This window comes from Sphingobium baderi, from assembly GCF_001456115.1.
Taxonomy (GTDB): Bacteria; Pseudomonadota; Alphaproteobacteria; order Sphingomonadales; family Sphingomonadaceae; genus Sphingobium; species Sphingobium baderi_A.
Genome location: NZ_CP013264.1, coordinates 1,403,624 through 1,425,999, shown reverse-complemented (window position 1 = coordinate 1,425,999; position 22,376 = coordinate 1,403,624). Strand labels below are relative to the sequence as shown.

Below are 22,376 nucleotides of genomic sequence, written 5' to 3'. Positions count from 1 at the left end.
TCGCGCCGATGCACTTAGCGCGATAGCACCGATAGATGTTTGGCTCTTGCTCGCTGACTGGCTGTCGTCGGCGACGTCGCCGGTATCGTATTGCGCAGGATGTTTCGCATCCAGAGTGGAAGCGTCAGGAGTCCATTGCGCAGGTCGGTGACGATGCGCGCGACATGTTCGGGATCTACGAAAATTGAGCGAAGGCGCTTTGCGACGCCGGGATCGGTATCGCCGCCGGCTTCGTGGAGCCAGTGCAATGTCTGGACGATGCGCATGGCTGGACGCCCAGCCCAATAGAGCCGACTGGGCGCGGTACTCTTGAATTCGATCTGCAGGTTGCCAAGCGTGATCGGCGTTAGCCCGGCATCGCTATGGACAACGATCCGTGCCGGCACAGCGGCCGATAGGCCAAGATCGTTGGCTACGGATATCCGGTCGATCAGAATGCGTGCCTGATCGCGGCGGCCCAGCGCATCGACGACGGACCGGGGGTCGGGATGCTTCGGCTTGCCGGCCAGGTTGTTTTGCGACGGTTTGCCGTAGAGACCGCGCGCGATCCGGCGGATGTTGCCGCTGCGGGTCAGACGATGGAGGGCCTGGTCAAGCGCGTCGCGTGAACCGAGTAGAAATGATGTACTAATCCGGAATCGATACCAATATCTTGATCGAGTGCCACTGTATGGGCATAGTGCCAAATGCGGGCTGGAAGCTGGCAGCCACCCGCAGGATTGTCCTGTCAGGTATCTCGAAGCTCGACATGCGGGTCGAGCGCCGGTTTGCTTCGTTTCGAAGACAACACGGCTCACCTCACTCAAGATAACCCCGGAGGTTCCGGGGCGGTCTCTGCCGTGCCGTGAGGAACCGTGGGTTCATGTCTATCGATGCCGAACATCCCGTCCCGCCGGATTCGGTCAATGCGCACGTATCGCTCGAGGAGCCCGCGATCGAGCTTAGCCGCATATATGCGATCGAAGCCCCCAAGCTGCAGCGCTACTTCCGTGCGCGCCTGCGGGGCAGTGACGACATAGGTGATCTCGTACATGAGACATTCGTTCGGTTGTTGGGGGCCTTGGATACCGGGAACCCGTTGCGCCCTGGCGCCTACTTGCAGCGCATCGCACGGAACCTGCTATTCAATCGAACCAAGCGCCTCGAGAACCGGCTGGCCGGGTTTCATATGTCGTTCGATGAATGCTACGAGCTCGCGACACCTCCCAATCAAGGAGAAGAGATCGAGGTTGAAGACATGATGCGGATTTACCGTAAGGCGTTGAGCGAACTTCCGGACAAGACCCGTCAGGCATTTCTGCTTCACCGCGTGGACGAGCTAACGTACAGGGAAATCGGAGAAAGGCTGGGAATATCAATCCCTACTGTTCAATATCATATCGCGCGGGCCCTTGCCCACATTGATGCGGCGCTGGAGCAGGAATAATGGAAGACTCTGAAACGCCGCAGCGCCACGGGCAGTTGCGCGAAGAAGCAGCCAACTGGTTTGCGATCATGCGGGGGCCTGATGCTGAAATCCGTCGCGATGAATTCGAAGCCTGGCTCGCGCGCGGTGCGATTCATCGTCTGGCCTATAACCGCATCGCGGAAACCTTCAGCAATGGCAGGTTTCTCAAGGAGGATTGTGAAGGGGGGCTCGAGAAGGAACCGACGCAGGAGCATTCGCCAAAACCACAGCGCAAGGCAAGTCGTTCAATCGGCATCGTATGTGCGACTGTCAGCATCATAGCGCTTTGCGGTGCCGTCTTATATTTGTCGACATCGTCGATGAGAGTGAGCAATCCCGAGAAAACGCAGCCGATTGCATCGGCCTCCCCATCTGTCGGGCAGCCGGTCCAGCTTGCAACTGCGTTTGGCGAAATTCGCACATTCCGGCTCGCCGACGGATCGAAAGTGACGCTCGATACCGACAGCGTGCTTCTCGTTGCGTTCGGGAAAGCGAAGCGGGATCTTCGGCTTGTTCGGGGTCGGGCACGTTTCGACGTCTTCCACGAAGCGCGGCCGTTTGTGGTTTCGGCGGGGAACGGCAGAGTCACCGCTCGAGGAACGATATTCGACGTGAGCGTTGGAGATGACCGCCGGGTCACGGTGCGCTTGATTCGCGGGGCTGTCGATATTGACCGCCTCGGACCAACGGTGAATGAAAAGGCAGCTGCGTTGCGCCTCACGCCTGGTCAGCAATTTTCCTTCAAGGATGGAGGACAGCAGCAAGTTAGCGAAAAACCCGAGCCTGATGTGGCGGATCGGCAATGGCCGGATGGGTTGAGAGAGTATGAAAACGTGCGCCTGGACGACCTTCTTGCCGAAGCAAACCGATATAGCGTCGTGCCTCTCCTGACAGCATCTCGCGATCTGGGCGAAATCAGGGTGTCAGGTACATATCGCATAACAGATCCCAAGCGCCTTGCCGAAAATCTGGCTGATTTACTCGGGCTTGCATTGGTGACCTCGTCGGACTCTTTCCTCTTTGCCGTCTCGTGTACCGGCTATGAAGGGAAGAACTGCCAGCCACCTTCATAAAAGATCGATCTCAGTTGTCGTTGCCCAGGAAGCCGGGATTTCCGGCAATCATGCTTGGGGAGCGTCATGGGAAAAATCGCAGGAAATCTTCTAATGTCAGCGGTAGCGCTTACGGCAATGGCCGTTGCTTCACCGCAGGCGATCGCAGCTGAAGAGAAGCGGGAGTATCATCTTCCTGCGCAGGACCTAGGGACATCGCTTCGCGCGATAGGAAGCGCATCTCATCGCGAAATCATGTTCCAGGCTCAATCTGTCGAAGGAAGGCGCGCGCCCGCACTCGACGGAACCTATACGGCCAGCGAAGCTGTAGAGATTCTACTCAGGGACACGGGCCTCGTTGCAAGCACGCGCGGCCGTGCCATTTTGGTGAAGCCCCGATTTCGCGCAGAGACAAAAGAGTTAGCCACAAATCCAGAGGGTGATAAGAGCAACGATATTGTTGTCACTGGATCGCTGATCGTAGGCGTTGAGTCTGCTTCACCCACACAGACTATTCATCGCGAGCATATTCTCGATAGCGGGTATAACAGTCTGGCAGACGCTGTACGAGCCTTGCCGATAGCTTCTGGTGCAGGCCAGAATCCGGGCATTGGACAAAATGTCCCTGAGAGCGTCGGCAGCAATCTCGGTGGAGCCAGCTCGATCAACCTGCGCGGCCTGGGTTCCGATGCAACAATCACGCTGCTCAATGGCCACCGCCTAGCCTTCAATACGGCAGTTCAGTCTATCGATATTTCAGCCATTCCGCTTGCAGCTGTTGAGAGGATGGAGATTGTAACGGATGGGGCCTCTGCACTGTATGGCTCTGATGCCATCGCCGGCGTCGCGAACATCATCCTGCGCAAGGACTATCGCGGTCTGACGACCCGTGCCTATTGGGGAGCCTCCACAGACGGAGGGAACGTACAACAGAATTACAGCGTGACCGGCGGGACGACATGGGATTCCGGTGGCTTCACCGTCGCCTATGATTACGCGCACTCAACACCTATTCTGGCAAATCAACGTGACTATGCCGCGACCCGTGCGCCAGGTTTGACCCTTTATCCTGGGTTCGACCGGCACAATGTCTTGCTGAGTGGGCATCAGGAAATCATGTCCGGCCTGACGTTCAGCATCGATAGCCTGTATGGCGAGCGAAAAACCGATCGTGCATTCGCCTCCTCCACTGCAGGAGACTATCGCGTGCAAGGCCTCCGTCGGAAGACAAACACCAGAACGATCAGCGTAGCGCCTGGCATGAACTTTGAAGCGGGTGGTGGATGGGAGGCATCATTTTCTGGAGTTTACGCCGAAGACCGAACACTGATCAGATCTGATAGTTATAGTAGCGGGATCGTATCGAGCGCGGAACTCTGCTACTGCAACAAAGCGTTCAACCTGGAGGGAATTGTCAGAGGATCGTTGTTTGATCTTGGCGCTGGCCCGGTCAAGGCCGCGATTGGCGGCGGTTATCGAAAGAATTTTCTCCACTCATACAATCGTCTTGTTAACAACGGTCAAAGCATCGAAGCGAGCCAGGACAACCGTTACGGCTTCCTTGAAGTCAACGCACCTATTGTCCGATCAGAAAATCCCGATACACTTGTCCAGTCTCTTATTTTCAGTGGCGCGGTTCGATATGAGGATTATCCGGGCATAGGAGATGTAGCGACACCAAAACTCGGCGCCTTGCTCGCGACTGGTTATGGCCTGACATTCAAATTTTCCTGGGGCAAATCCTTCAAGGCGCCGACACTGTATCAATTATACAGCGTGCGCGGTGTAAGCGCCCTTGATATTGAGGTTTTCGGCGGAAGCGGATTTCCGGCAGGGACTGTCGGCCTGTATAGCGGCGGTGGTAATCCTGACTTGAAACCGGAGCGCTCAGAGAATTGGACTGCCTCTGCAATTTTCGAGCCCGCATTCTCACCCAATTCCAAGGTAGAGTTCAGCTATTATTCGATCCGCTACCGTGATCGGATCGTAACGCCGGTGACCTACATCACCCAGGCACTCAGCAATCCGATCTATGCAGACCTTATCAGCTTCAACCCCACATCAGATCAGATCAATGCCACCCTCGATGGAGCCCTGTTCTTCAACGATGCCAGTGGAGAATGGGATCCCGCGAGAGTGGGGGCCATTATTAACAGCCAATATACAAATGCGGCACGTCAGAAAATAGATGGGTTCGATATCAGTCTGAGTCATCGCATTGAGTTCGATCAAATGGGAAACATCTCTCTTTGGGCAACCGGTAGCTATATCAAAAGTCGTCAACGCCTGAGCGCTTTGCAGCCGGAAACCGAGTTGGCTGGCAGCTTGTTCTTCCCGCCACATCTCCGAGGCGTCGCGGGATTCACATGGGAGAAAGGCCCCTTCAAGCTTACCCCGGTCGTGAATTACATCGGCGGCGTGAAAGATCGACGCGCGACAGTAACCTATGATGTCGGTTCGATGACCACCTTCGATCTGACGGCACGGTTAAAGATTGATAGTGAATCACCGATCTTTCGGGGGCTGGATATCTCGCTGTCCGCGCAGAATGTCTTCAACGACAAACCGTCGCTCATCGCGACAACCTCGGTCAGTCAGAGCCCCTACGATTCCGCCAATTACTCGCCTTGGGGCCGCTATATCAGCTTTTCCATCTCGAAGTCCTGGTGACGAGACATGAGGTTTGTTGCCTGGCTGGCGGCATGCGCCGGCGTCATCACGGCCGCCTTTTATGCAAAGGCAGCCACCGCTCAAACACCGCAGGCTTGCCAGCATCTCCTTGATGATAGCGCAAACGGGCTTGAGAACAAGCACGGCGTCACGACGGCCGATCTGATCGGCCTGCGTGACATCGGTCCGAACTTCGGTACTGACCTGCCCGAAAGCCCTCTGGCGCTGTCACCTGATGGCAGGCGTCTGGCCTTCGTTATAAGCCGGGCAGATCCCGTGCTAAACGACTATTGCCAGGCGCTCGTCACGATCGATACCGCAAGCCAGGCCCCAGTCCGGATTATTGACCTGACGCAAGGACTGATCATCGGCGCACCGACTATTCGTGGGTTCCGGATGATCAATGGCTCGCCGATTATTAATAGTCCGCGCTGGTCACCCGACGGTCGGTATGTCGCCTACTTTGTGTCGATCGAAGGCATCCCCCAGGCTCGGGTCATTTCAGTTGAGAGCAGCTCCGTGCTGTTTACAACGGCTTCCGATACTGCAGTCCGCCAGGTCGCGTGGACGGCCGGCGGACGATTGGTGTTTGGGAATGAACCCGACGCTGCGCGACTGGAAGCCGAGATCGACCTGCGAGGCCGAGAAGGCTTTCTCTATGATGACAGTTTCATACCCAAGCGGGATGCTCGTCCCTCGATTGCGGGACCTGTTCCGATCGAATTCCATTCTTCAACGGCCAGTGGCGCCGATATTCGTCCGGCGAGCAGTGGAGAACTTCCTGCAAATGCGAACAGTATCAAACCCGGGCCTGAAGGCCTGATCCGCTCCGCGACGGGAAGTCGACACGTTGTGGCCCAACTCGTGCAGCGGGAACTGGCAAGCATTACATCACCGATCGACTTATGGTTGCAATATGCCGATGGGCGCAGACGCCGATGCGATGATCCGCAGTGCGCCGACGGAATCCTCAATATGTGGTGGACCGCGAACGGGCGGAAGCTTCTTTTTCTTCGGCGAGCCGGATGGGGGAAAAGCGAACTACAATTCTATAGCTGGGACATGAAATCCGTTCCCGTTGCCATTCTTAAAACGGATGATCTGGTCACCGGCTGCGAGATGGATTCCGATACGCTCATTTGCCTCTACGAGACTTCCAAGCGACCCAGGCGCATTGTCCGCATCAATACGGACACCGGTGCGGTGACCGCGCTATTCGACCCCAATCCATCTTTTCGCAATTTGCAGTTGGGAAGCGTCGAACGGCTACACTGGACCAATGATGTCGGCATAGAATCTTTCGGCGACCTGATTCTGCCTCGCAGCCGCCCTCGCAACGGCAAAATGCCGCTTGTTGTCGTGCAATATCTCACCCGAGGCTTTCTACGGGGCGGTGTGGGCGATGAGTATCCGATCTTTCCATTTGCCGAGCATGGTATTGCCGTTCTGAGCCTTCAACGACCGGCCGACTATTATGCGACAATTACAGATGGCTCGGTTCGAACCGTAGCGGAAGCCTACGCGGCAAATCAGCACAACTGGAACGACCGACGCAGCGTGCAGTCCGCTTTGGTAAATGGGATCGAGTTGGTTGTTTCTCGCGGAAACATCGACACGAGCCGCATTGGAATTACGGGCCTCAGCGATGGTGTTTCGACGGTGGAATTCGCATTGGTGGATACGCCGGAATTGTTCGCGGCGGCTTCGGTATCGACGGGATTTCAGGAGCCAAAATCAACCCAAATCTACGGCGGTTCGGCTTGGGCAAAGCAACTCGTTGCCATGGGATATCCGACTCTGAAAGAAGACCAGGCACAGTTTTGGTCGAAAAATTCAATCGAGAGAAACATCGAAAGGATCAACCTGCCAATCCTGATGCAGGTATCCGACAACGAATATCTGATGGCCATGGAGAGCTACGGGATATTGAAGGCTTATGATCGACCAGTCGAATTATATATTTTTCCAAATGAAAATCACATAAAAAATGGACCTTCACATCGATTTGCGATCTATAATAGGAATATCGACTGGTTTAAATTCTGGCTGGAATCTGAAGACGATCCTTCGATACATATGAAATCGACCTATGATCGATGGCGCGCGATGCGATTCCGATAGACCGTCGTGATCCACTATTTCTATCGCGCTCTGATTTCGGAAATCCATGCTTCAACATCTACAAGCTCGAGAACCCTGAAATGTTGCAGGTGGTCGCCATCTGCCTCGAGCATGACTGCCGCTTCTATTGCTGGACGATCGATAAGGTGGGACGCAGCAAGATTGCCACCTAATAGCATGTCCCGGATCGTATTACGGTTACATAGAAACAACTGCTGAAGAAAGCCATCGGGGCCGCCTTTCGTTCTCCGATGAAGGATTGCTTCGGGCAGGTAAGGCGCGAACGCTTTCCGGGCGATTGACCTGTTTTCACCGCCGATGCATGAGAACCATGTTGGAATACGTAGGCACATTTCCACGATTGGCTGCGACATCAGAGGATTAATTTGTGGAAGTATGTTTTCTCGCCTGAAGCCTTCGAGATGATTTTGTATTTGAAGGAGATAGGCAATATGCGCCGCTTTCCCGGGCAGTTCACCAGTGGCCATGTTCAACCAAGAATGTGATGGCTTCTCCGCATGTTGGTTCAAAAATTCACGGCTCAGCAAAGCTGGCTGTGTTCTCCATCGATATTGTGGACTACGAAACCATGCACGACGCATGGCCAACGCCACGCAACGAAAGACGCTGGTCTCTGCCATTTCTGCGATTTCGGCGGTGGTCTTACACATGCCTCGCCCCACTCCGTCATAAAGAATGCGGTCAGCGATTGGCAACACGGATTGCTGGAAGCAAAAAACGTTGTCTCCGCCAGCACCGGTGAAGAATGCGTCGGCCCGCACCTGAGCGGCGACATCGCAATAGGCCCGATCGCCAGACTGGGCAAAAGAGCGTGCCAGCGGTCTCGGCAGATGCGCCGCATGGCTTGATCGCAGATCGGTATCTGCTACGCTGAAATACCTCTCTTCCAACGATATCCCGAGAAAATCAGCGATTTGACGCGCGTAATGTCGTTCGTCCCCGGCGCTTTCATCCGTCACGAGTGTCAATCCAGTGACTTCCGCTCCGGCACGGACAGCGCTCGCTGCTACAATTGATGAATCGAGACCGCCTGACAAGCCAATCACCGGCTTCTGAAAGCGGGAGACCCAAGCGCCGATGGTGGAGAGAACTGTCGCCCTCAAGTTCGATATCGCTTCATCAGGATCGCGATAATATGCGTCGCGTCGCGCGAAATGCCAAGGATCCCATTTTTGAGTGAGTGCGCACGTCTCGCAATTGGCGGTCAGTTGATATCCGGGCGGAACCTCATTGAGGCCTGTTAAACATGTTCGATTTGTCCGAAAGTTTGGAAACAATAGATGATACCCAATTTCATCATAATTTGTTATAAATTCGAGAATTCTACGTTTACGAAGCAGATCCATATCTGACACGATAGAGACCCCATCTTTCAAGCAACAAAAATAACAAGGCATGCCTCCCGAAGGGTCGCGTATCATTTTTATTTTATTTTCATCCTCATAATAAATTATCGCGACATAAGATCCCCAATAAGTTTCAAATATATTTGCAATGTCGTCGAAAATAATGTCATCTATATCAACTGTGTTTGGTAAATCTTCGCTACCGGAGGGTAGTGTCTTTTGGAACCACCCCAACATGATGAATACTATCCCGGGCCGCGTGATGACGTTGAGCGGCTGATCTGAAAAGATCCTGAAATTTTTCCGGGAGACAACATAGGCCAATTCAGCAAGCGCAGTCTCACGGTTCGCCTGCGTGGTCGCGTCCGCATCTTGACCAACCGAAATGAAATATCGCGCCCGCATCACAGAAGCAGCACGGGCATATACTCGCGCGCCTTGTCTCGGTGGTCGGTGAGACTCTTATGGCCTATCTGGACCCAGCAATGCGCGCCAAACGGCCCTGTGCGGACGCCGATCGCGAGTTTGAAGCTTACGCTATACCTTGTCAGGGACCGGGCGAGAGCGAAGGATCGTACGAGGCAGCGATTTTCTGCTGAGAGAAATAGGTCGATGAACCGGTAGGATCCAACGAGTTGAGCGATCTCAAGAAAGTCTTCATGATGAGACTGCTTCTCGATTTGTTTTCGTAACTGTGCCAGCGCGGTGGGCAAACCTGCGAAGCGTATTACAGCCATGGCCCATAGCTGGTCTATCGCTGCGATAACGACATATTTGACGGATGATTGACGTGGTCCGTCAAAATAGGAGTTTTTAATTGATGGCAGATTCGGCACTGGCCCAATGATAGACTCATTCTGTGTTTCCTGGAGAATCCCGGAATCGATCAGCAGTTCCACGTCATTGGGATTTGCAGACCGACATTTCTCCAGTCGTGTCAATGCGGCGGTCGCGCGCGATGACAGTTTGAAATATCTATTCTGATCGATGTCCAGGAACAGCGGAACTGGTCCTACCCAAGTATAGGAGATTCCCGGCCGAAGGCGATATGGCATGAGTGATTTCCTATTAGGTGGCGCGCGGATATTGCCCGCACGCCACCCCAGTGCCCTTCAGTCTTCGGAAAGACCGGACTGCAGCTTCTGTTGAGCCTGGTCGATATTGACCCCATCATTGCCCTTCGTCTGTTCGACAGCCGGGCCGAGATCGATCAGGTCGGCTTCCGAATGGTCATTGCGTTCCATAGTTACCTCCTTCTGTCGCTGCATGAATTGCAGCCCCAAAAGGATAAGCGCAGTTACATCAGATCAGGGATCTTATAAGGTCTCGCGCGTGCGACTAACCGATATCGGCGTTGCCAAACTGGCCCAATGATCGATGAATACCAGCACTAACCGATTGATGTATATTGATTCGGCAGATGACTGATTGCTTCGAAAATCCTGTCCACGCGACGAATTCTTCGCCGGTGGTAGGCCCAGAGCACCTCAAAACGGTCGTGATCTCGACCGGAAATGGTCGCGACCTCGACCATTTGCAGTTCCTGCGTGAGATTGCGCATGATCTGGGCTTCGCCGAGGCGGGCCTGATGCAGACGCTCGGTCGCGGATTTGAGCGCCCGGGTATGTTCAGGATCTTCGCATGCATCTGCCAATGTCAGGAACAGGTTGGTTGTCGCCTGGGGCAAAGAGGTGGTGCCGATGAGCGAGGAGATTGGCGGCCGAGGCAATGCATCTGGGCGCATTGCCTTCATGATCAGGCGAACAAGGTGACTGTGCCACCGGTAGAGGCTACGGAGCATATCTTGCGTCTGGACAGGAATACGATAGCCACCGCCAGCCGCGATTTCCAGCATGTGCTCTCCGACCAGACGTTGCGCCGCATCCCTGAGAGGCGACACGGAAACGCCATATTCGGCGGCAAGACCGCGTTCGATCAGAAGTATGCCAGGCGCCCATCTCCCCGCCATGATATCGGCCTTGAGGAGGAGATAGGCCCTTTCGGCAACGACTGGCTCTGGAGACACTGATGCTCCGCCGCTATCGATCCGTGCGCCTGGGCGCCCCGCCTTGAGCAGCAAGGCGTGCCACAGCGGCGGACTGATGACGAACGATGACCTCAAGCAGTTCCTGCTCGAGTTGCCAAAGGTCATCCTGTAGGAGAAGTTCATGCGGCGTGGCCATGTTGTGCTCCATCGCAAGCAGAGGAATTGTCACATGGATCGTCGACATCCGCAGCGCATGGGCGCAGCGGATATGATCCTCGAGTGCGGATGTCCCTGCCCCGCCTTCGAGCTCGCGCACCCAGCGGTCGCTGCGCCCGATTGAGCCGGCAAGGGTCTGTTGGGAAATCCGATCCCGCCGACGGCGTCGCTCGATCAGCTTCCCGGAAAGCTCCTTGATAAATGACAAGATCGGATAGTCGGGGTTTCCCGAACCTTGAGGCGTCATCTGCAGGTCTCCCTAACAGCGGCTCAAGGTCCAGGTCACATCGCCTATGCCTGGCAATCTGTTGTATTAAAAACCAGTCGTCAACTTAGAGAATATCGCAAGTACGAGAGCAATTGTGAACGGGACCGCGATAATAGTCTCGCCCATGCAACTATTAGGCGGAGCGATGCGGCGGCCTTCCGGTCTTTCCAGGCATATTGCGGAACGAGCGAACGATTTCCCTGTCTTCGATCACCTGCATGTGCGCGAGCGCGGCAAGGAACAGTTTCCAGACCTGCGGGATCGGATGCTCGGCTCCAGAATGTGCGAGCGTGCCGCAAATGCCCTCGATGAGATGGGAGAGGATGGGAGATGTGCCGACATGCCTGATCTTGCGCCCCCCCAGGCCGTCGAGTGCCGGGTCGGACACTTCGGTTGCGAGGTCCTGATCGTCACATGTCTGGAGGAGATCGACGGCGATGAACAAGGTCGTTCCGTAGGGCAGCAGATCTCCTACCAGGTGGCAGAGCCGGCAGTGGCATCGGAGAAAAAGATGAATGCCATCTTCGGAAAGCTGTAGCTTGTAAGCCCTTGATTGCTGACGCGCCATATTCCTTCTCCTGCTTCAAGCAGTGATTCTCATGTCCCGTCTGGAATGTTCGGCAGATAGCGCGGCCAAGATTCCGCACAGCCGACGGAACAAAAGCAGAAACCGGAAATATACTTCCGATTCCCGGAAAATCATTTCCGAAAAGCGGAACTGAACTTCCCTAAACCGGAAATGAGTTTCCCTGTCCCTTGCGAGGCGATGGGCGTTCACGCCACTCCAGCCCGTGTCGAAACGGCAGCAAGGGCGAGAAACTCCGAGTGATCGGCAACCTCGATCCGCTGCAATTCCCATTTCAGGGAGACTTGCGGTAATGACCAGAACGCGTTCCAGTCGCGCGGCAATGCTCGTCGCTCTCTGGGCAGGCATTATGCCTCTCCAGGGTATAGCAGCGCAAGACATGCAAGCGGAGAAGATGGGGCCTGGCTCGGTCGTAGAGGCCCAGGACGATCTTGGCGCCGCGGCCGCCGAGGCGCAGGTCAAGCTGCACCAGACCTTTACCAACCTGCGCTTTGAGGATTTTGGCCCCGCGCCGGTTGAAGGCCCAATTTACCAGGCCATAGCCGGTGGCAAAATCATCTATTTTGCCCCGCAGAGCGAACATCTGCTGTTCGCCACGGTCTATGATCGGAACGGCATCAATCTGACCGCATTGGCCCAGGAGCAGGGCGCGGCCCGGCGCCTCAAGGCCATCGATCCCGCCAAGGCGCTGGCGATCGGCCCGTCGGACGCGCCGACAGTGATCGAGTTCACCGATCCCGACTGCCCTTATTGCCAGGCGCTCGATCGTTTCTGGAAGGCAAAGGCGGCCGAAGGCAAGCCGGTAAGGCGCCTCATCTTCTTCGTGAGCGGGATCCACCCGACGGCGGCGGCCAAGGCAGAGCATATCCTGTGCTCGCCCGATCGCGAAGCCGCGTTCCAGGCCGCCTATTCGGGCCAGACCCCGCCAGTGCTGCGCCAATGTGCGGCAGGGCGGGACAAGGTCGCGCGAGACGCGGAACTGGTCGCGAAGGTCGGGGTGTCGGGCACGCCGACGCTGATCGCGGACGGCAAGCTCATTTCAGGTTTCCAGCAGGCCGAGCTCGAAGCGTTCCTCGACCGGCATGCGAAGCCGGCGCTCACGAACGCGGCGTCCGAAAGGCGGCGCTGAAACAGGAGCGCGCCCTTCCAGGGGGCGCGGTGATTTCAATTCGGAGGGCATCCGGCCCCGCCTGATCGCGGGCGAATGGATGAACCAGGATGCCGGCGGCGGCGGGCTCATGGAGCCGTCCACCGACGCCCCGGCCGACAGCGAATCTTCGATGCCGGCAGGCTTGGGTTGGACGGTTCTATTTTCGGAGCAATGCCATGATGCGTACATTGAGCAACAAGGCCCTGGCGGTGGCCAATCTCGGTCTCCCTTTGGGCGTGATGGCCCTGGTGGGCGGCCCCGCCCATGCCTTCTCGGCGCCTGCCCAGGGCGACCTCGGCTACGATATCTACGATATCGTCGTGAACCAGGGCGTGAAGGGTCCGCTGGGTTTCGTGGGCGGCGTCGCCGCCTTCCTGTTCGGCGTCTCGCGCCTCTTCTCGAACATCATGATCGGCATCCCGACCATCGTTGCGGCCGTCTGCCTGATCAAGGCGGACTCCATTCTCCAGACCTTCGGGATGCTCGTCTGAGACGCCGCGGGCGGCTGCGCGCTGGCTGACCGGCCAGACGCATACGCGCCGGCAAAGTGCTGGGAGCCGAATGGTCGGCTCCCGGAAACCGGCACCTTCCCAGGTGTCATGAAGCAGGAGGAGAAGGGCAAGTGGACGAACGCCTTCCGCAATATCTGCATCGGCCGGTCCAGATCCTGTGGTTCGGATCGGACGAGTTCTTGGCTATGACCTCGAGCGTGTTCGTGGCCGCGATCGTGGGCGGATTTGTCGGCTGGGCGCTCATCGCCGCCCTTCTCCTTTTCATCCCGTGGAAGCGGACCAAGCCCAGGGGCTATCTCGTGCATCTCGCATGGCGCTGGGGTCTGGTTTCCTTCCCCCATTATCCGGGTCCCACACAGACCCGCTTCTTCGAGTAGGCGCCATGGGTCTCTTCACGCGCAAGCGAAAAGGTGAGGATCTGCTGCTGGGCAAACCGGCAAGCTTCGGCATCCATCGCTACCTCCAGGGCTCTGCGAACCTGTTCGAGGAAAACCGGCTGCTGAAGGTCGCCATCACGGGCATGTTCGGTGTGACCGCGGTTCTGGGGGCAGTGATCTACACGACCAACCAGAATGCGCGGACCATCATCGTGCCCTTCGGCTCCACCGGCGATCTCCACGTCTCGGGGAACAAACCGTCCGAGGCCTATATCGTCGCGATGACGCGGAACATCGTCGCGCTCTCGGGAACCTGGTCGGCCTATTCGGCTGATCGTCAGTTCCAGGAACTGCTCGGGCTCGTCCACCCTTCCGCCTATGGCGCAATGCGCGACAGCCTCAGCGCCATTCTTGACGAGCTGGCGAACAACCCGACGCTGTCGATCGCCACCTATATCCGAAACGATCAGCCGGTCCGCTGGACGGCCCATGAGATTGTCGTGCCGGTCGAGAAGGTGCGCGTGATCGGCGGCGTCATCCGCAAGTTCCGGGGCATTTTGCGCATCGGTTACGCGATCGACAATGGCCGCTTCTGGCTGACCCGTCTTTCCGAGGAGCAGTTCGATGCCGAAACACGCTGAGCGCCGCGCGCCGTTGCGCCATGCCCTGATGTTTTCGCTGCTGATAGCGGCAGTGCCAGCATCAGGGCAGACAATCCATGCGCTGCCCGACCAGACCAGCCATATTCGCCTGTCCAATCGCGACATCAACCATTTGGTGTGCGAGGGCGGCGAGATCGAGGACATCAAGTTCTCTGCTGAAAAGGGCCTCGCTGTCGAAAAGGGCGGCGCGGACGCCTGGATCAAGTTCCTTGCCCACGAGATCGACGATGCGGGGCAGGTCACCCGCAGCTATGTCACCCAGCCTTCCGAATTCTTCGTGAGCTGCAACGGCGCGACTTATCCGCTCTATGCGGAACCGGTGGAGATCCCCGCACAGACGGTGGTGCTGATGCCGGGCGCCAGGCAAAGGGCCCAGGCCAATAATGAACTGATGGCCGCGCTCGCCGATGAAGACCGCGCGGTCTCGATCACCATGGCGCTGCTGGACGATCGCATTCCCGCCTCGTTCAGCGAGGTTGCGCCCGCCGGCGGAACGATCGCCTTGCCAGCGATGCCCGGTGTTTCGATCACCGAAAGCCGCCGCGTTGCGATAGAAGGCGCTGCGCTCTCGGCTTCGGAATACCGCATCCGGGCCGGAGCAGCGGTGACGCTCGACGAACGGACATTGATCGATCCGGCTCTCGGGTCCCGCATTTTCGCCGTGACCCTGGACCGGGTGCGCCTCAGCGCCGGGGAAAGCGCCCGGCTGGTTGTCGTGCGGCGGGGAACCGGGCAATGAGCGGCACGCAGGACAACGGGCCTGTGGAAGCCCCTGAGCCACTGTCGCCTTATCAGGCGCATCTTGCCGGGCAAAACGCTTGGGAGGAGAACGAGACCCACCCGCGACGCCCCCCGGCCCTGTTCGATTGGCAGGGACTGTGGACCAGATTGTCGGCGAAGCAGAAGCTGCGCGCGCGCCAGCTCGCGGTCGGCGTTGCGGTCGGCGCGCTGGGCATCGGCCTTTACATGGCCTCCGGCAGCAAGGACGAGGTAAGACCCGCCAATCCTGCGTCCTCGCTCAACATGGGCGCGGGGCTGCGCGGTGACAGTCTCGAGGTGAAGCTGCGCGGAGACCTGAAGAAGGTCCTCGATGGCCAGCAACTGCTCGGCGATCGCGTCAGTGCGATCGAGGAAGGCAAAGTAATGCCAGGGAGCAAGTCCTCGGCACCACGACCGGGCGTCGATGGCGATCTGCCGCCGGCATTGCCCGGTGACGCGCCCGCGCTGCCCTATCCGCCCGACATCGGTGACATCGGCGCGGATGCGGACAAGCTGCCGGCGCCGCCCTCGGCGCCAAGCGCCCCGCCCGCACCGCCCGCACCGCCGGTCGAGAAGACGGTCGGTGCGATCGGATCGGCGACAAGCCAGGTCGTGGGCACAAGCGGGCCTCAGGGCGCAGCCGATGGTCCAGCCTCGTCCAAAAAAAAGAATCGGACGATTTATTTACCGCCTGGTTTCATGAAGGCGCGTCTCCTGACGGGGATCGACGCGCTGGCAAGCCGGGACGCAACCAGTAACCCCGAGCCGATCATCGCCCGGGTGCAGGCGCCTGCGGTTCTGCCCAATGAGGTGAAGGCGAACCTGGCCGGTTGCTTTGTCGTGGGGAACGCTACCGGCAGTCTCGCCAAGGAACGGGTCGAGGTCCAGCTCGTGTCGCTGTCCTGCGTCGATTTCGACGAGCACTCCGTGGTCGATCAGCCGGTCAAGGGCTTCTTCGTCGATACCGACGGCAAGAAGGGATTGTCGGGCAAGGTGGTGACGCGGGCCGGCGCCACACTGGCGCGCGCCTTCATCGCCGGGACCATCAGCGGCATCTCGCAGTCGGTCGAAAGCACCTTCGGCGACACCTCGACCTCGGCACTGGGAACCGTGCGAACGCTCGATGCCGGCGACGCGGCGAAGACCGGCATTGCCGGCGGCCTCTCCAAATCCTCGGACAAGCTCACCGACTTCTATCTCGATCTCGCCCGGCAGGCCGGTCCCATCGTCGAGGTCGGCGCGGCCAAGGACGTGGTCGTGGTGATCCAGGAAGGCGCGACCCTCGAGATCAAACCCGGCGCGGGAGTGAAGTTCTGATGCGCATCACGACAGGAGGCACCATGCCACACCAGATTCTCGCTCATTTCGGGACTTGCCGTACTTCGCTACGCGCACTGCCATTGTTCGCCTTGCCACTCCTCGGGCTCGCAGGCTGCGCCACCGTGGGTTCGGTGATGTCGCCTTACAGCGAGAAATTCTCCTGCAAGAACAGCGACCATGGCCAGTGCATCCATCCCGACCAGGCCTATGCCGACGCCGTTGCCGGCCGTACGTCCAAATCCGATCCTGCCGTCACCAATGACCGCAAGATGCTCGCAGAGCGTAAGACGGGCAAGGCGCCCACGCCGGGCAGCAAGATCGACATGTCGACCGCGACAGGTGTTGTTGCCCCACAGAGCGGACAAGGCAATGTCGGCGCGCTGATCGAGGGCCCCGGTTCGCCCATGCTGCGTCCCTCGCGCACGATCCGCACATTGATCCTGCCCTATGCCGACAAGCAGCGCCCCGACCGGCTCTACATGGCGCGCTATGTCTATTCGATCATCGACCGGCCAGCCTGGGTGGTCGGTGACTATCTGGTGGAACCGGGCGGCCGGACGCCAGCCCCGCCGGTACTGCGGACGGTGCGCGAACCAGCAGCGGGAAGCGTCGAGGTTCCGGCCCCAGAAATGCCGCTCACCCTCGCCCCGGAGAACCGGCCATGAGTGGACGCGGCAGCCTCAGCTATCAGCGCCTGCGCGCCGCCGTGACCCGCGATGCCTATTCGGACTTCCTGCCGATGGTCGCCTGGGTCGAGGAGGAAGACGCCTTCCTGTGCATCGACGACGGATGGGGCCAGGCCTGGGAGCTCGTTCCTTCGGCCTATATGTTCGCCCATGTGCAGCAAGCGCTGCTTGGGCTTCTCAACATCCATTTCCCCGAAGGCACGGTTCTCCAGCTCATCACCTTCGCCGATCCGCTGATCGACCCCGCGCTCGACGCCTATCTCGATCTCAAGGTGCGGCCAGATCCGCTGGTCCAGGCTTCTGCCCGGCGGACAGCCGAGTATCTTCGTTCGGGCACCAAAGGCCTCGATGCGCTGCACGCCATCCCGGTACGCGACTTCCGGTTGTTTCTCTCGATCAAGACGCGGGTGAAGCTCGGCGCCGACCTGCGCCGCCAGGTCGAGGAGCAATTGGCGAAGATGGGCATCCGGCGGCTGCCGCCCGATGAACTGGTCAGCTTCTACCGGCGAATCTTCAACGGCGTCTTCGCGCCCGCGCCGGGCGTGTTCCTGAGCGAAAGCGTGGGCGGAATGCCGGCGCCGTCGATCGCGCGGCAGATCATCGAGGCCGGCCCTGATCTTTGTTTCGAGGGATCCGAGGTTTATCTCGGCAACCAGGTCGCGCGCTGCCTGACGCCCAAGGCCCCTGCGCGCCGCATCACCGCCGAGCGGGCGAACCGGTTGCTTGGGGGCATGCGCGGGAGCGCCGAGGACAGCGACCAGATCGGCGGGCCGTTCCTCTACTGCCTCTCGGTCCTGTTCGATCATTCGCAGTTCGAGATCCACAAGCGCGCGCAGATCCTCTCGGCTCAGAAGGCGGCGGGCAGCTTCGCGGTCGAGGTCGGCAAGCAGATCGAGGAGATCGGCTGGATCCTCGACGAGGCGTCGAACAGCCGCTTCGTCTCGGTGATCCCGACCATGTGGGTGTTCGGGCGCGACAGCGCGCAAGCGCGCGAAATGGCGGCGCGGGCCAAGCGGCTGTGGGAGTCCGAACCCCTGCCCTTCATGGTGCAGGAGGAGAGCTATCTGCTGCCGGTATTGCTCGCCGCCAGCCTGCCCTTTGGTCTTTATCCCGAGAAGCGCACCTTGAAGCTGCTCGAACGCGACTTCCGCATGCCGGTCAAGGCCGCTTGCCTGATGGCGCCGGTGCAGACAGATTTTCGCGGAGGCGGCCGCCCGGCCCTGCTCTATGTCGGGCGCAAGGGCCAGCTCATCACCCTCGATCTCTTCGATCCGCGCATCAACAACTACAATTTCATCGTCTCGGCCGAAAGTGGCGCGGGCAAGAGCTTCCTGCTCAATAATCTGTGCCAGCAATATTATGCGCAAGGCGCGCTCATCCGGATCATCGATATTGGCGGGTCCTACCGCAAGCTCTGCACGCTCTGCTCGGGCCGTTACATCGACATCGGCGAGGAGCGCCTGGTCCTCAATCCCTTCGACATGGGGCTCGCGCTAGACGGCGAGGACAAGCAGTCGGCGATCGCCATGGCCGTCGCCATCGTCGCCGAGATGGCCAATGCCTCGACGCGTAAGCCGGTCAGCACGTCGGAATGGAATCTGCTGAAATCCGCCGTGCAGTGGACCGTCGATAGCGGACGCGGCGAGGACGGCATCGATGCGGTCCGCGACTGGCTCGGCCGCTATCCTGACAATGCGGTCTCCGATCTCGACCGGGTCGATCATCTCGTGCCGGTGGCGCGCGAACTGGCGTTCAACCTGCGCGATTTCGGGTCGCAAGGCGCGTACGGGCATTTCTTCAACGGCCCCTCGACCTTCGACATATCCCGCGACGAATTCGTGGTGCTCGAACTCGAACGGCTGAAAGCGCTCCCCGACCTCTTCAATGTGATCGTGATGGTGGTTGTCAACGCCGTCACCCAGGAACTCTATCTCTCGGCGCGCGACAAGCCCCGCTTCGTACTGTGCGACGAAGCCGCGCAGTTCATGTCGCGCAGCGACCGGCAGGACCTTTCGCGTCTCGCCGAGGCATTCGGCCAGGGCTATCGCCGCGCGCGCAAATATCAGGGCAGCTTCGGCATCGTCCTGCAGAGCATGAACGACCTGCTGCTCTTCGGCGGTACGGGACAGGTGATCCTCGAAAACGCCGCGACCCGGTTCCTGCTGCAGGGATCGACCTACGACAAGGCGGTCGACAACAAGATTCTCGATTATTCGGGCTTCGTGCTCGATCTGCTGAAATCGGTCCGGAACGCCAAGCCCAATTATTCCGAGGTGTTCATCGACAGCCCGCTTGGTCTTGGCATTGCCCGGCTGGTGGTCGACCCCTTCAGCTACTGGATCAATACCTCCGCGCCCAACGAGGTCGCCACCTTCGAGGCGCTGGTGCGCGCGGGCCGCAATCCATTGGAAGCGGTTTGCGAACTGGCCGGTGTCGATCCGGTCGAGGTGCTGGGCGGCCGTGTCTACCAGTCCGGGAGGACGGCATGATGCCCAAGTCCGAACCTCATCCCGACCAGCTGGCGATCGACTGGGAGCAGGACCCCGCCATCGAGACGATCATCGAGGCCCGCGTCGCAAAGCGCGCCGAGGCAGCGGCGTTCCAGTGGCGGCTGCGCCTGGTGGCGATCGAAACCTGCATGATGGGCGGGCTCGTGATCGCGGCAGGTCTCGCGCTCGACCAGCCACCACTCCAGACGGTTCGCACAGGGCTCATCGTGGCGGCCGCCTGCTTTGCAAGCGGCATGCTGCTGATCGGCCTGTCAGGCGCCTGCGGGATGCTCTTCTCGCGCTTGTCGCAGTGGAGGGCGCGATGAACCCGGACCATGATGAGGACTTCGAACCTGCCTATGAAGCGGGCGCCGAGATCCACGCGCTCCTCGCCTATGCGCGCAGCCTCAACAATCAGGCGCTCGGAATCGCGGCGGTGGCGCATGCGATCGTCACCGTGATCGAGGCGGAACGGCGGTTCGCGAGGGTCAGCTACACGATCCTGGTGACCACCGGCATGGTTGTCTCGGCGCTCTTCGCTTTCATGGCCGCCTCGAGCCTGCGTGCGCCGCTGCAGGGCGCGATCGTCGTCGGCATCTGCGCCGGCATGGGCGCGGGTTCGACAGGCCTCATCCTTGTCCCCTGGGATGCGCTGGCCCGGCATGTTCGCAGCGTCGCCGGGCGCTGGAGGCGGCCATGAACGGCATCTTCTCCTCGACGCCGGCACCAGGGCCGATCCGTCTGATCGTCGGAAGCCAGGGGCTGCTGCTGGTTCAGTCTTTTATCGCCTGGCAACTGCCGGCGGTGCCCGGACTGTTCCGCCTTCTCGTCGCGATTACCGCGATCATTGCCACCGCCGCCTTGATTACAGCCGCCCTCGGCGAGGATCGCAAGACCCCCCAGCCCTATTGGAGGCGGCGCCATGGCCGCTAGATCAACGTGCCGGCCTTCCCCGCCTCCCGCATTCCTTCGCGTTTTCACGGCGATGACGATGACGGCCGGAATGCTCATGGCGTCATCGCTCCCTGCGGAGACCAGCACGATAGGCCGCACCTGGCCAATCGCAGAGCCCGATGCGTTGAGCGAGATCGAAGGCCGGGCGGCGCAGATTCCCGACATGAAAGCCGCCTTCGGTCCGCGCGAGCGCTGGTCGGCGATGAAGGCGGCGACGCTTGGGATCGCGCGAGCCGACCGGAATCGCACGGTGATTCCCTTTTATACGCTCGATCAGGATATCCGCTTGCAGGACGGAAAGCTGCTGTACGCCAAAGGCTACAGCTTCAATCCGCTTAGCTTTGTGTCGCTCCCGCAGCGGCTCATTGTCGTGCATCCCGCCGAGCTCGACTGGGCCCTGCGCACCGCTCGGCCCTCGGATTTCATCTTGCTCGCTGCCGGTGGTCCGCGTGACGCCGACGCGATCACCCTTGGCGAACGTCATGGCCGGGCGCTGTTCCTGCTCGAGGAGCGCGTCAAGGCGCGGCTTGGGCTGAGGGTAGCGCCGGTGATCGTGAGCCAGGCGGGGCAGAAACTGGTGCTGACCGAGGTCGACAGGAGCAAGACAGACCGGAGGGCCGCGCGATGAAAGGATTGTCCCTTCGCCGACTGCTGGCGCTGGGTTGCGGTTTCGCCGCGTTGGCGCTCGCTGCTCCGGCTCATGCCTCAAAATGCGAGGCGGGCACGGTATTCAACCCGATCACCAAGGTACGCTGGAACTGCATTTTCCCGATCACCATCGGCGGCGTGAAGGTCGGACCCAGCGATCCGCTCGGCAAGGCGCTCGACGCACAATCGGCTTCCAAGCCACTGTGCGCCTGTCGCAAGGGCGTGACCTTCTGGTTCGGGGTGAAGGTCAGCTTCTGGTCGCCAAACCGCATGGTCGATGTGGTAACGGAGCCGGGCTGCATGATGGCGCTGGGCGCAGACATCATGCCGACCGGCGGCAAGCTGCAGGGAAGCCAGAGCAGCCTCGCCGACGGCACCAACACCCGCAAGATGTTCGCGCAGATGCACTACTACATCGCCCCGGTCTGGAAGATGCTCGACATGTTCACCGACCTGCCCTGCATCGAGGACAACGGCTTCGATGTCGCGCTCATCACCGAGGTCCTGCCGACCTGGCAGTCGGCAACACTGGGCGCGATCATCCAACCCGAGGCGATCCTGTTCGGCAATCCGGCCGCGGGGCTCGCCTGCATGGCCGACAGCGCCGCAGCGGCCGCGGGCAAAGTCGTCGATCCGCTGTTCTGGTGCATGGGGTCGTGGGGCGCGACCTATCCGATCGCGGGCGATATTCATTTCGGGGACAGTGTCGAAGCCTGGGCCGGCCTTGCTGCGCGCGGCCTGTTCATGATGGGCCGGCTCGGCGCGCTCACGGTCAGTTCGGCGGACGGCTGTTCCTTCATTCCCCAGCCCGTCTGGACCAAGAGCCGCTACAAGTTCCAGCTGATGGAGCCGGTCAAGGGCGGCCAGTGCGTTAACGTCGGTCGTCCCGGCGCCTTGTGGACCAGCGCCAAACATGCGCCGGGCAAGGACAATGCCCAGTTCATGCTGTTCGAAAAGACGATCTGCTGCGCCGGGGTCTCGACGCCATGACCTGTCCGTCTTTCCCTGACCGCATGGAATCGCCCGGCAACAGCCGATGGCTTGCCCGTCATTCCATTGCGCCGGGTCTTCCCCATGCGGTTAGACCGGCGTCGCATCCCCCCTG

The 22,376-nt window shown here is 59.5% G+C and carries 24 protein-coding genes; 17 read left to right on the top strand and 7 right to left on the bottom strand.

Translation table 11 applies throughout. From position 1 onward, the window contains the following. Positions 1 to 14 precede the first annotated feature (14 nt). Positions 15 to 797, bottom strand: coding sequence for a DUF6088 family protein (locus ATN00_RS07145; protein WP_231746462.1), 783 nt, complete (start codon positions 795 to 797; stop codon positions 15 to 17). A 65-nt stretch (positions 798 to 862) separates the two neighbouring features. On the opposite strand from ATN00_RS07145, the gene ATN00_RS07140 reads away from it, so the two are divergent. The 4 genes from ATN00_RS07140 to ATN00_RS07125 all read left to right on the top strand — a co-directional run bounded on the left by ATN00_RS07140 (position 863) and on the right by ATN00_RS07125 (position 7,290). Next, entirely contained in the window at positions 863 to 1,426 is a 564-nt protein-coding gene (locus ATN00_RS07140) for an RNA polymerase sigma factor (RefSeq protein WP_082635115.1), read from the top strand. After that, positions 1,426 to 2,520: a FecR family protein gene (locus ATN00_RS07135; RefSeq protein WP_062063504.1), complete on the top strand. Its 1,095-nt coding sequence runs from the start codon at positions 1,426 to 1,428 to the stop codon at positions 2,518 to 2,520. The genes ATN00_RS07140 and ATN00_RS07135 overlap by 1 nt, the downstream gene beginning before the upstream one ends. Before the next feature lie 66 nt (positions 2,521 to 2,586). Next, complete coding sequence (locus tag ATN00_RS07130; RefSeq protein ID WP_082635114.1) at positions 2,587 to 5,169, top strand: TonB-dependent receptor; 2,583 nt, start codon at positions 2,587 to 2,589, stop codon at positions 5,167 to 5,169. Between the two features lie 6 nt (positions 5,170 to 5,175). Then, positions 5,176 to 7,290 (top strand): Atxe2 family lasso peptide isopeptidase, encoded by a 2,115-nt coding sequence (locus ATN00_RS07125; RefSeq protein WP_062063501.1) that lies wholly within the window; start codon positions 5,176 to 5,178, stop codon positions 7,288 to 7,290. Between the two features lie 20 nt (positions 7,291 to 7,310). Here ATN00_RS07125 and ATN00_RS22785 read toward each other — a convergent pair whose 3' ends face one another. From ATN00_RS22785 to ATN00_RS07100, 6 genes are all read right to left on the bottom strand, one after another. Continuing rightward, positions 7,311 to 9,062: an asparagine synthase-related protein gene (locus ATN00_RS22785; RefSeq protein WP_082635113.1), complete on the bottom strand. Its 1,752-nt coding sequence runs from the start codon at positions 9,060 to 9,062 to the stop codon at positions 7,311 to 7,313. Next, positions 9,062 to 9,712 carry a lasso peptide biosynthesis B2 protein gene (locus ATN00_RS07115; RefSeq protein ID WP_062063497.1) on the bottom strand — a complete coding sequence of 217 codons (651 nt, stop codon included), beginning with the start codon at positions 9,710 to 9,712 and terminating at the stop codon, positions 9,062 to 9,064. Before ATN00_RS07115 ends, ATN00_RS22785 begins: the two co-directional genes overlap by 1 nt. A gap of 57 nt (positions 9,713 to 9,769) precedes the next feature. Beyond that, positions 9,770 to 9,901 (bottom strand): benenodin family lasso peptide, encoded by a 132-nt coding sequence (locus tag ATN00_RS23350; RefSeq protein WP_197413680.1) that lies wholly within the window; start codon positions 9,899 to 9,901, stop codon positions 9,770 to 9,772. A gap of 146 nt (positions 9,902 to 10,047) precedes the next feature. Beyond that, complete coding sequence (locus tag ATN00_RS24195; protein ID WP_257720660.1) at positions 10,048 to 10,809, bottom strand: GntR family transcriptional regulator; 762 nt, start codon at positions 10,807 to 10,809, stop codon at positions 10,048 to 10,050. Further along, a complete protein-coding gene (locus ATN00_RS23610; RefSeq protein ID WP_062063493.1) occupies positions 10,697 to 11,107 on the bottom strand; it encodes a helix-turn-helix domain-containing protein in 411 nt (136 codons plus the stop codon). Before ATN00_RS23610 ends, ATN00_RS24195 begins: the two co-directional genes overlap by 113 nt. 154 nt (positions 11,108 to 11,261) lie before the next feature. Continuing rightward, positions 11,262 to 11,696, bottom strand: coding sequence for a hypothetical protein (locus ATN00_RS07100; protein ID WP_062063491.1), 435 nt, complete (start codon positions 11,694 to 11,696; stop codon positions 11,262 to 11,264). Between the two features lie 397 nt (positions 11,697 to 12,093). On the opposite strand from ATN00_RS07100, the gene ATN00_RS07095 reads away from it, so the two are divergent. The 13 genes from ATN00_RS07095 (at position 12,094) to ATN00_RS07035 (ending at position 22,261) form a co-directional block, all read left to right on the top strand. Next, positions 12,094 to 12,843: a DsbC family protein gene (locus ATN00_RS07095; protein WP_156415333.1), complete on the top strand. Its 750-nt coding sequence runs from the start codon at positions 12,094 to 12,096 to the stop codon at positions 12,841 to 12,843. A gap of 197 nt (positions 12,844 to 13,040) precedes the next feature. Continuing rightward, positions 13,041 to 13,355, top strand: a complete 315-nt coding sequence (locus ATN00_RS07090) for a hypothetical protein (protein ID WP_062068497.1) — start codon at positions 13,041 to 13,043, stop codon at positions 13,353 to 13,355. Between the two features lie 131 nt (positions 13,356 to 13,486). Beyond that, positions 13,487 to 13,753 carry a type IV conjugative transfer system protein TraL gene (locus ATN00_RS07085; RefSeq protein ID WP_062063489.1) on the top strand — a complete coding sequence of 89 codons (267 nt, stop codon included), beginning with the start codon at positions 13,487 to 13,489 and terminating at the stop codon, positions 13,751 to 13,753. 5 nt (positions 13,754 to 13,758) lie between these two features. Beyond that, entirely contained in the window at positions 13,759 to 14,394 is a 636-nt protein-coding gene (locus ATN00_RS07080; RefSeq protein ID WP_062063488.1) for a TraE/TraK family type IV conjugative transfer system protein, read from the top strand. After that, the gene (locus tag ATN00_RS07075) at positions 14,378 to 15,154 is read left to right on the top strand and encodes a type-F conjugative transfer system secretin TraK (protein WP_062063486.1); all 777 of its coding nucleotides are present in this window, start codon (positions 14,378 to 14,380) and stop codon (positions 15,152 to 15,154) included. The genes ATN00_RS07080 and ATN00_RS07075 overlap by 17 nt, the downstream gene beginning before the upstream one ends. Continuing rightward, complete coding sequence (locus ATN00_RS07070) at positions 15,151 to 16,491, top strand: TraB/VirB10 family protein (protein ID WP_062063484.1); 1,341 nt, start codon at positions 15,151 to 15,153, stop codon at positions 16,489 to 16,491. Before ATN00_RS07075 ends, ATN00_RS07070 begins: the two co-directional genes overlap by 4 nt. A gap of 23 nt (positions 16,492 to 16,514) precedes the next feature. After that, entirely contained in the window at positions 16,515 to 17,159 is a 645-nt protein-coding gene (locus ATN00_RS07065; RefSeq protein ID WP_156415235.1) for a TraV family lipoprotein, read from the top strand. Continuing rightward, positions 17,156 to 19,669 carry a TraC family protein gene (locus tag ATN00_RS07060; RefSeq protein ID WP_062063482.1) on the top strand — a complete coding sequence of 838 codons (2,514 nt, stop codon included), beginning with the start codon at positions 17,156 to 17,158 and terminating at the stop codon, positions 19,667 to 19,669. Before ATN00_RS07065 ends, ATN00_RS07060 begins: the two co-directional genes overlap by 4 nt. Further along, positions 19,666 to 19,995 (top strand): hypothetical protein, encoded by a 330-nt coding sequence (locus ATN00_RS07055; RefSeq protein WP_021226053.1) that lies wholly within the window; start codon positions 19,666 to 19,668, stop codon positions 19,993 to 19,995. The genes ATN00_RS07060 and ATN00_RS07055 overlap by 4 nt, the downstream gene beginning before the upstream one ends. After that, the gene (locus ATN00_RS07050; RefSeq protein WP_021226052.1) at positions 19,992 to 20,369 is read left to right on the top strand and encodes a hypothetical protein; all 378 of its coding nucleotides are present in this window, start codon (positions 19,992 to 19,994) and stop codon (positions 20,367 to 20,369) included. The genes ATN00_RS07055 and ATN00_RS07050 overlap by 4 nt, the downstream gene beginning before the upstream one ends. Continuing rightward, on the top strand, positions 20,366 to 20,602 hold the full coding sequence (locus tag ATN00_RS07045) for a hypothetical protein (RefSeq protein WP_021226051.1): 237 nt from the start codon (positions 20,366 to 20,368) through the stop codon (positions 20,600 to 20,602). The genes ATN00_RS07050 and ATN00_RS07045 overlap by 4 nt, the downstream gene beginning before the upstream one ends. A gap of 52 nt (positions 20,603 to 20,654) precedes the next feature. Next, positions 20,655 to 21,251 carry a conjugal transfer protein TraW gene (locus ATN00_RS07040; RefSeq protein WP_031298119.1) on the top strand — a complete coding sequence of 199 codons (597 nt, stop codon included), beginning with the start codon at positions 20,655 to 20,657 and terminating at the stop codon, positions 21,249 to 21,251. Then, positions 21,248 to 22,261, top strand: coding sequence for a TraU family protein (locus ATN00_RS07035; protein WP_062063480.1), 1,014 nt, complete (start codon positions 21,248 to 21,250; stop codon positions 22,259 to 22,261). Before ATN00_RS07040 ends, ATN00_RS07035 begins: the two co-directional genes overlap by 4 nt. Positions 22,262 to 22,376 lie beyond the last annotated feature (115 nt).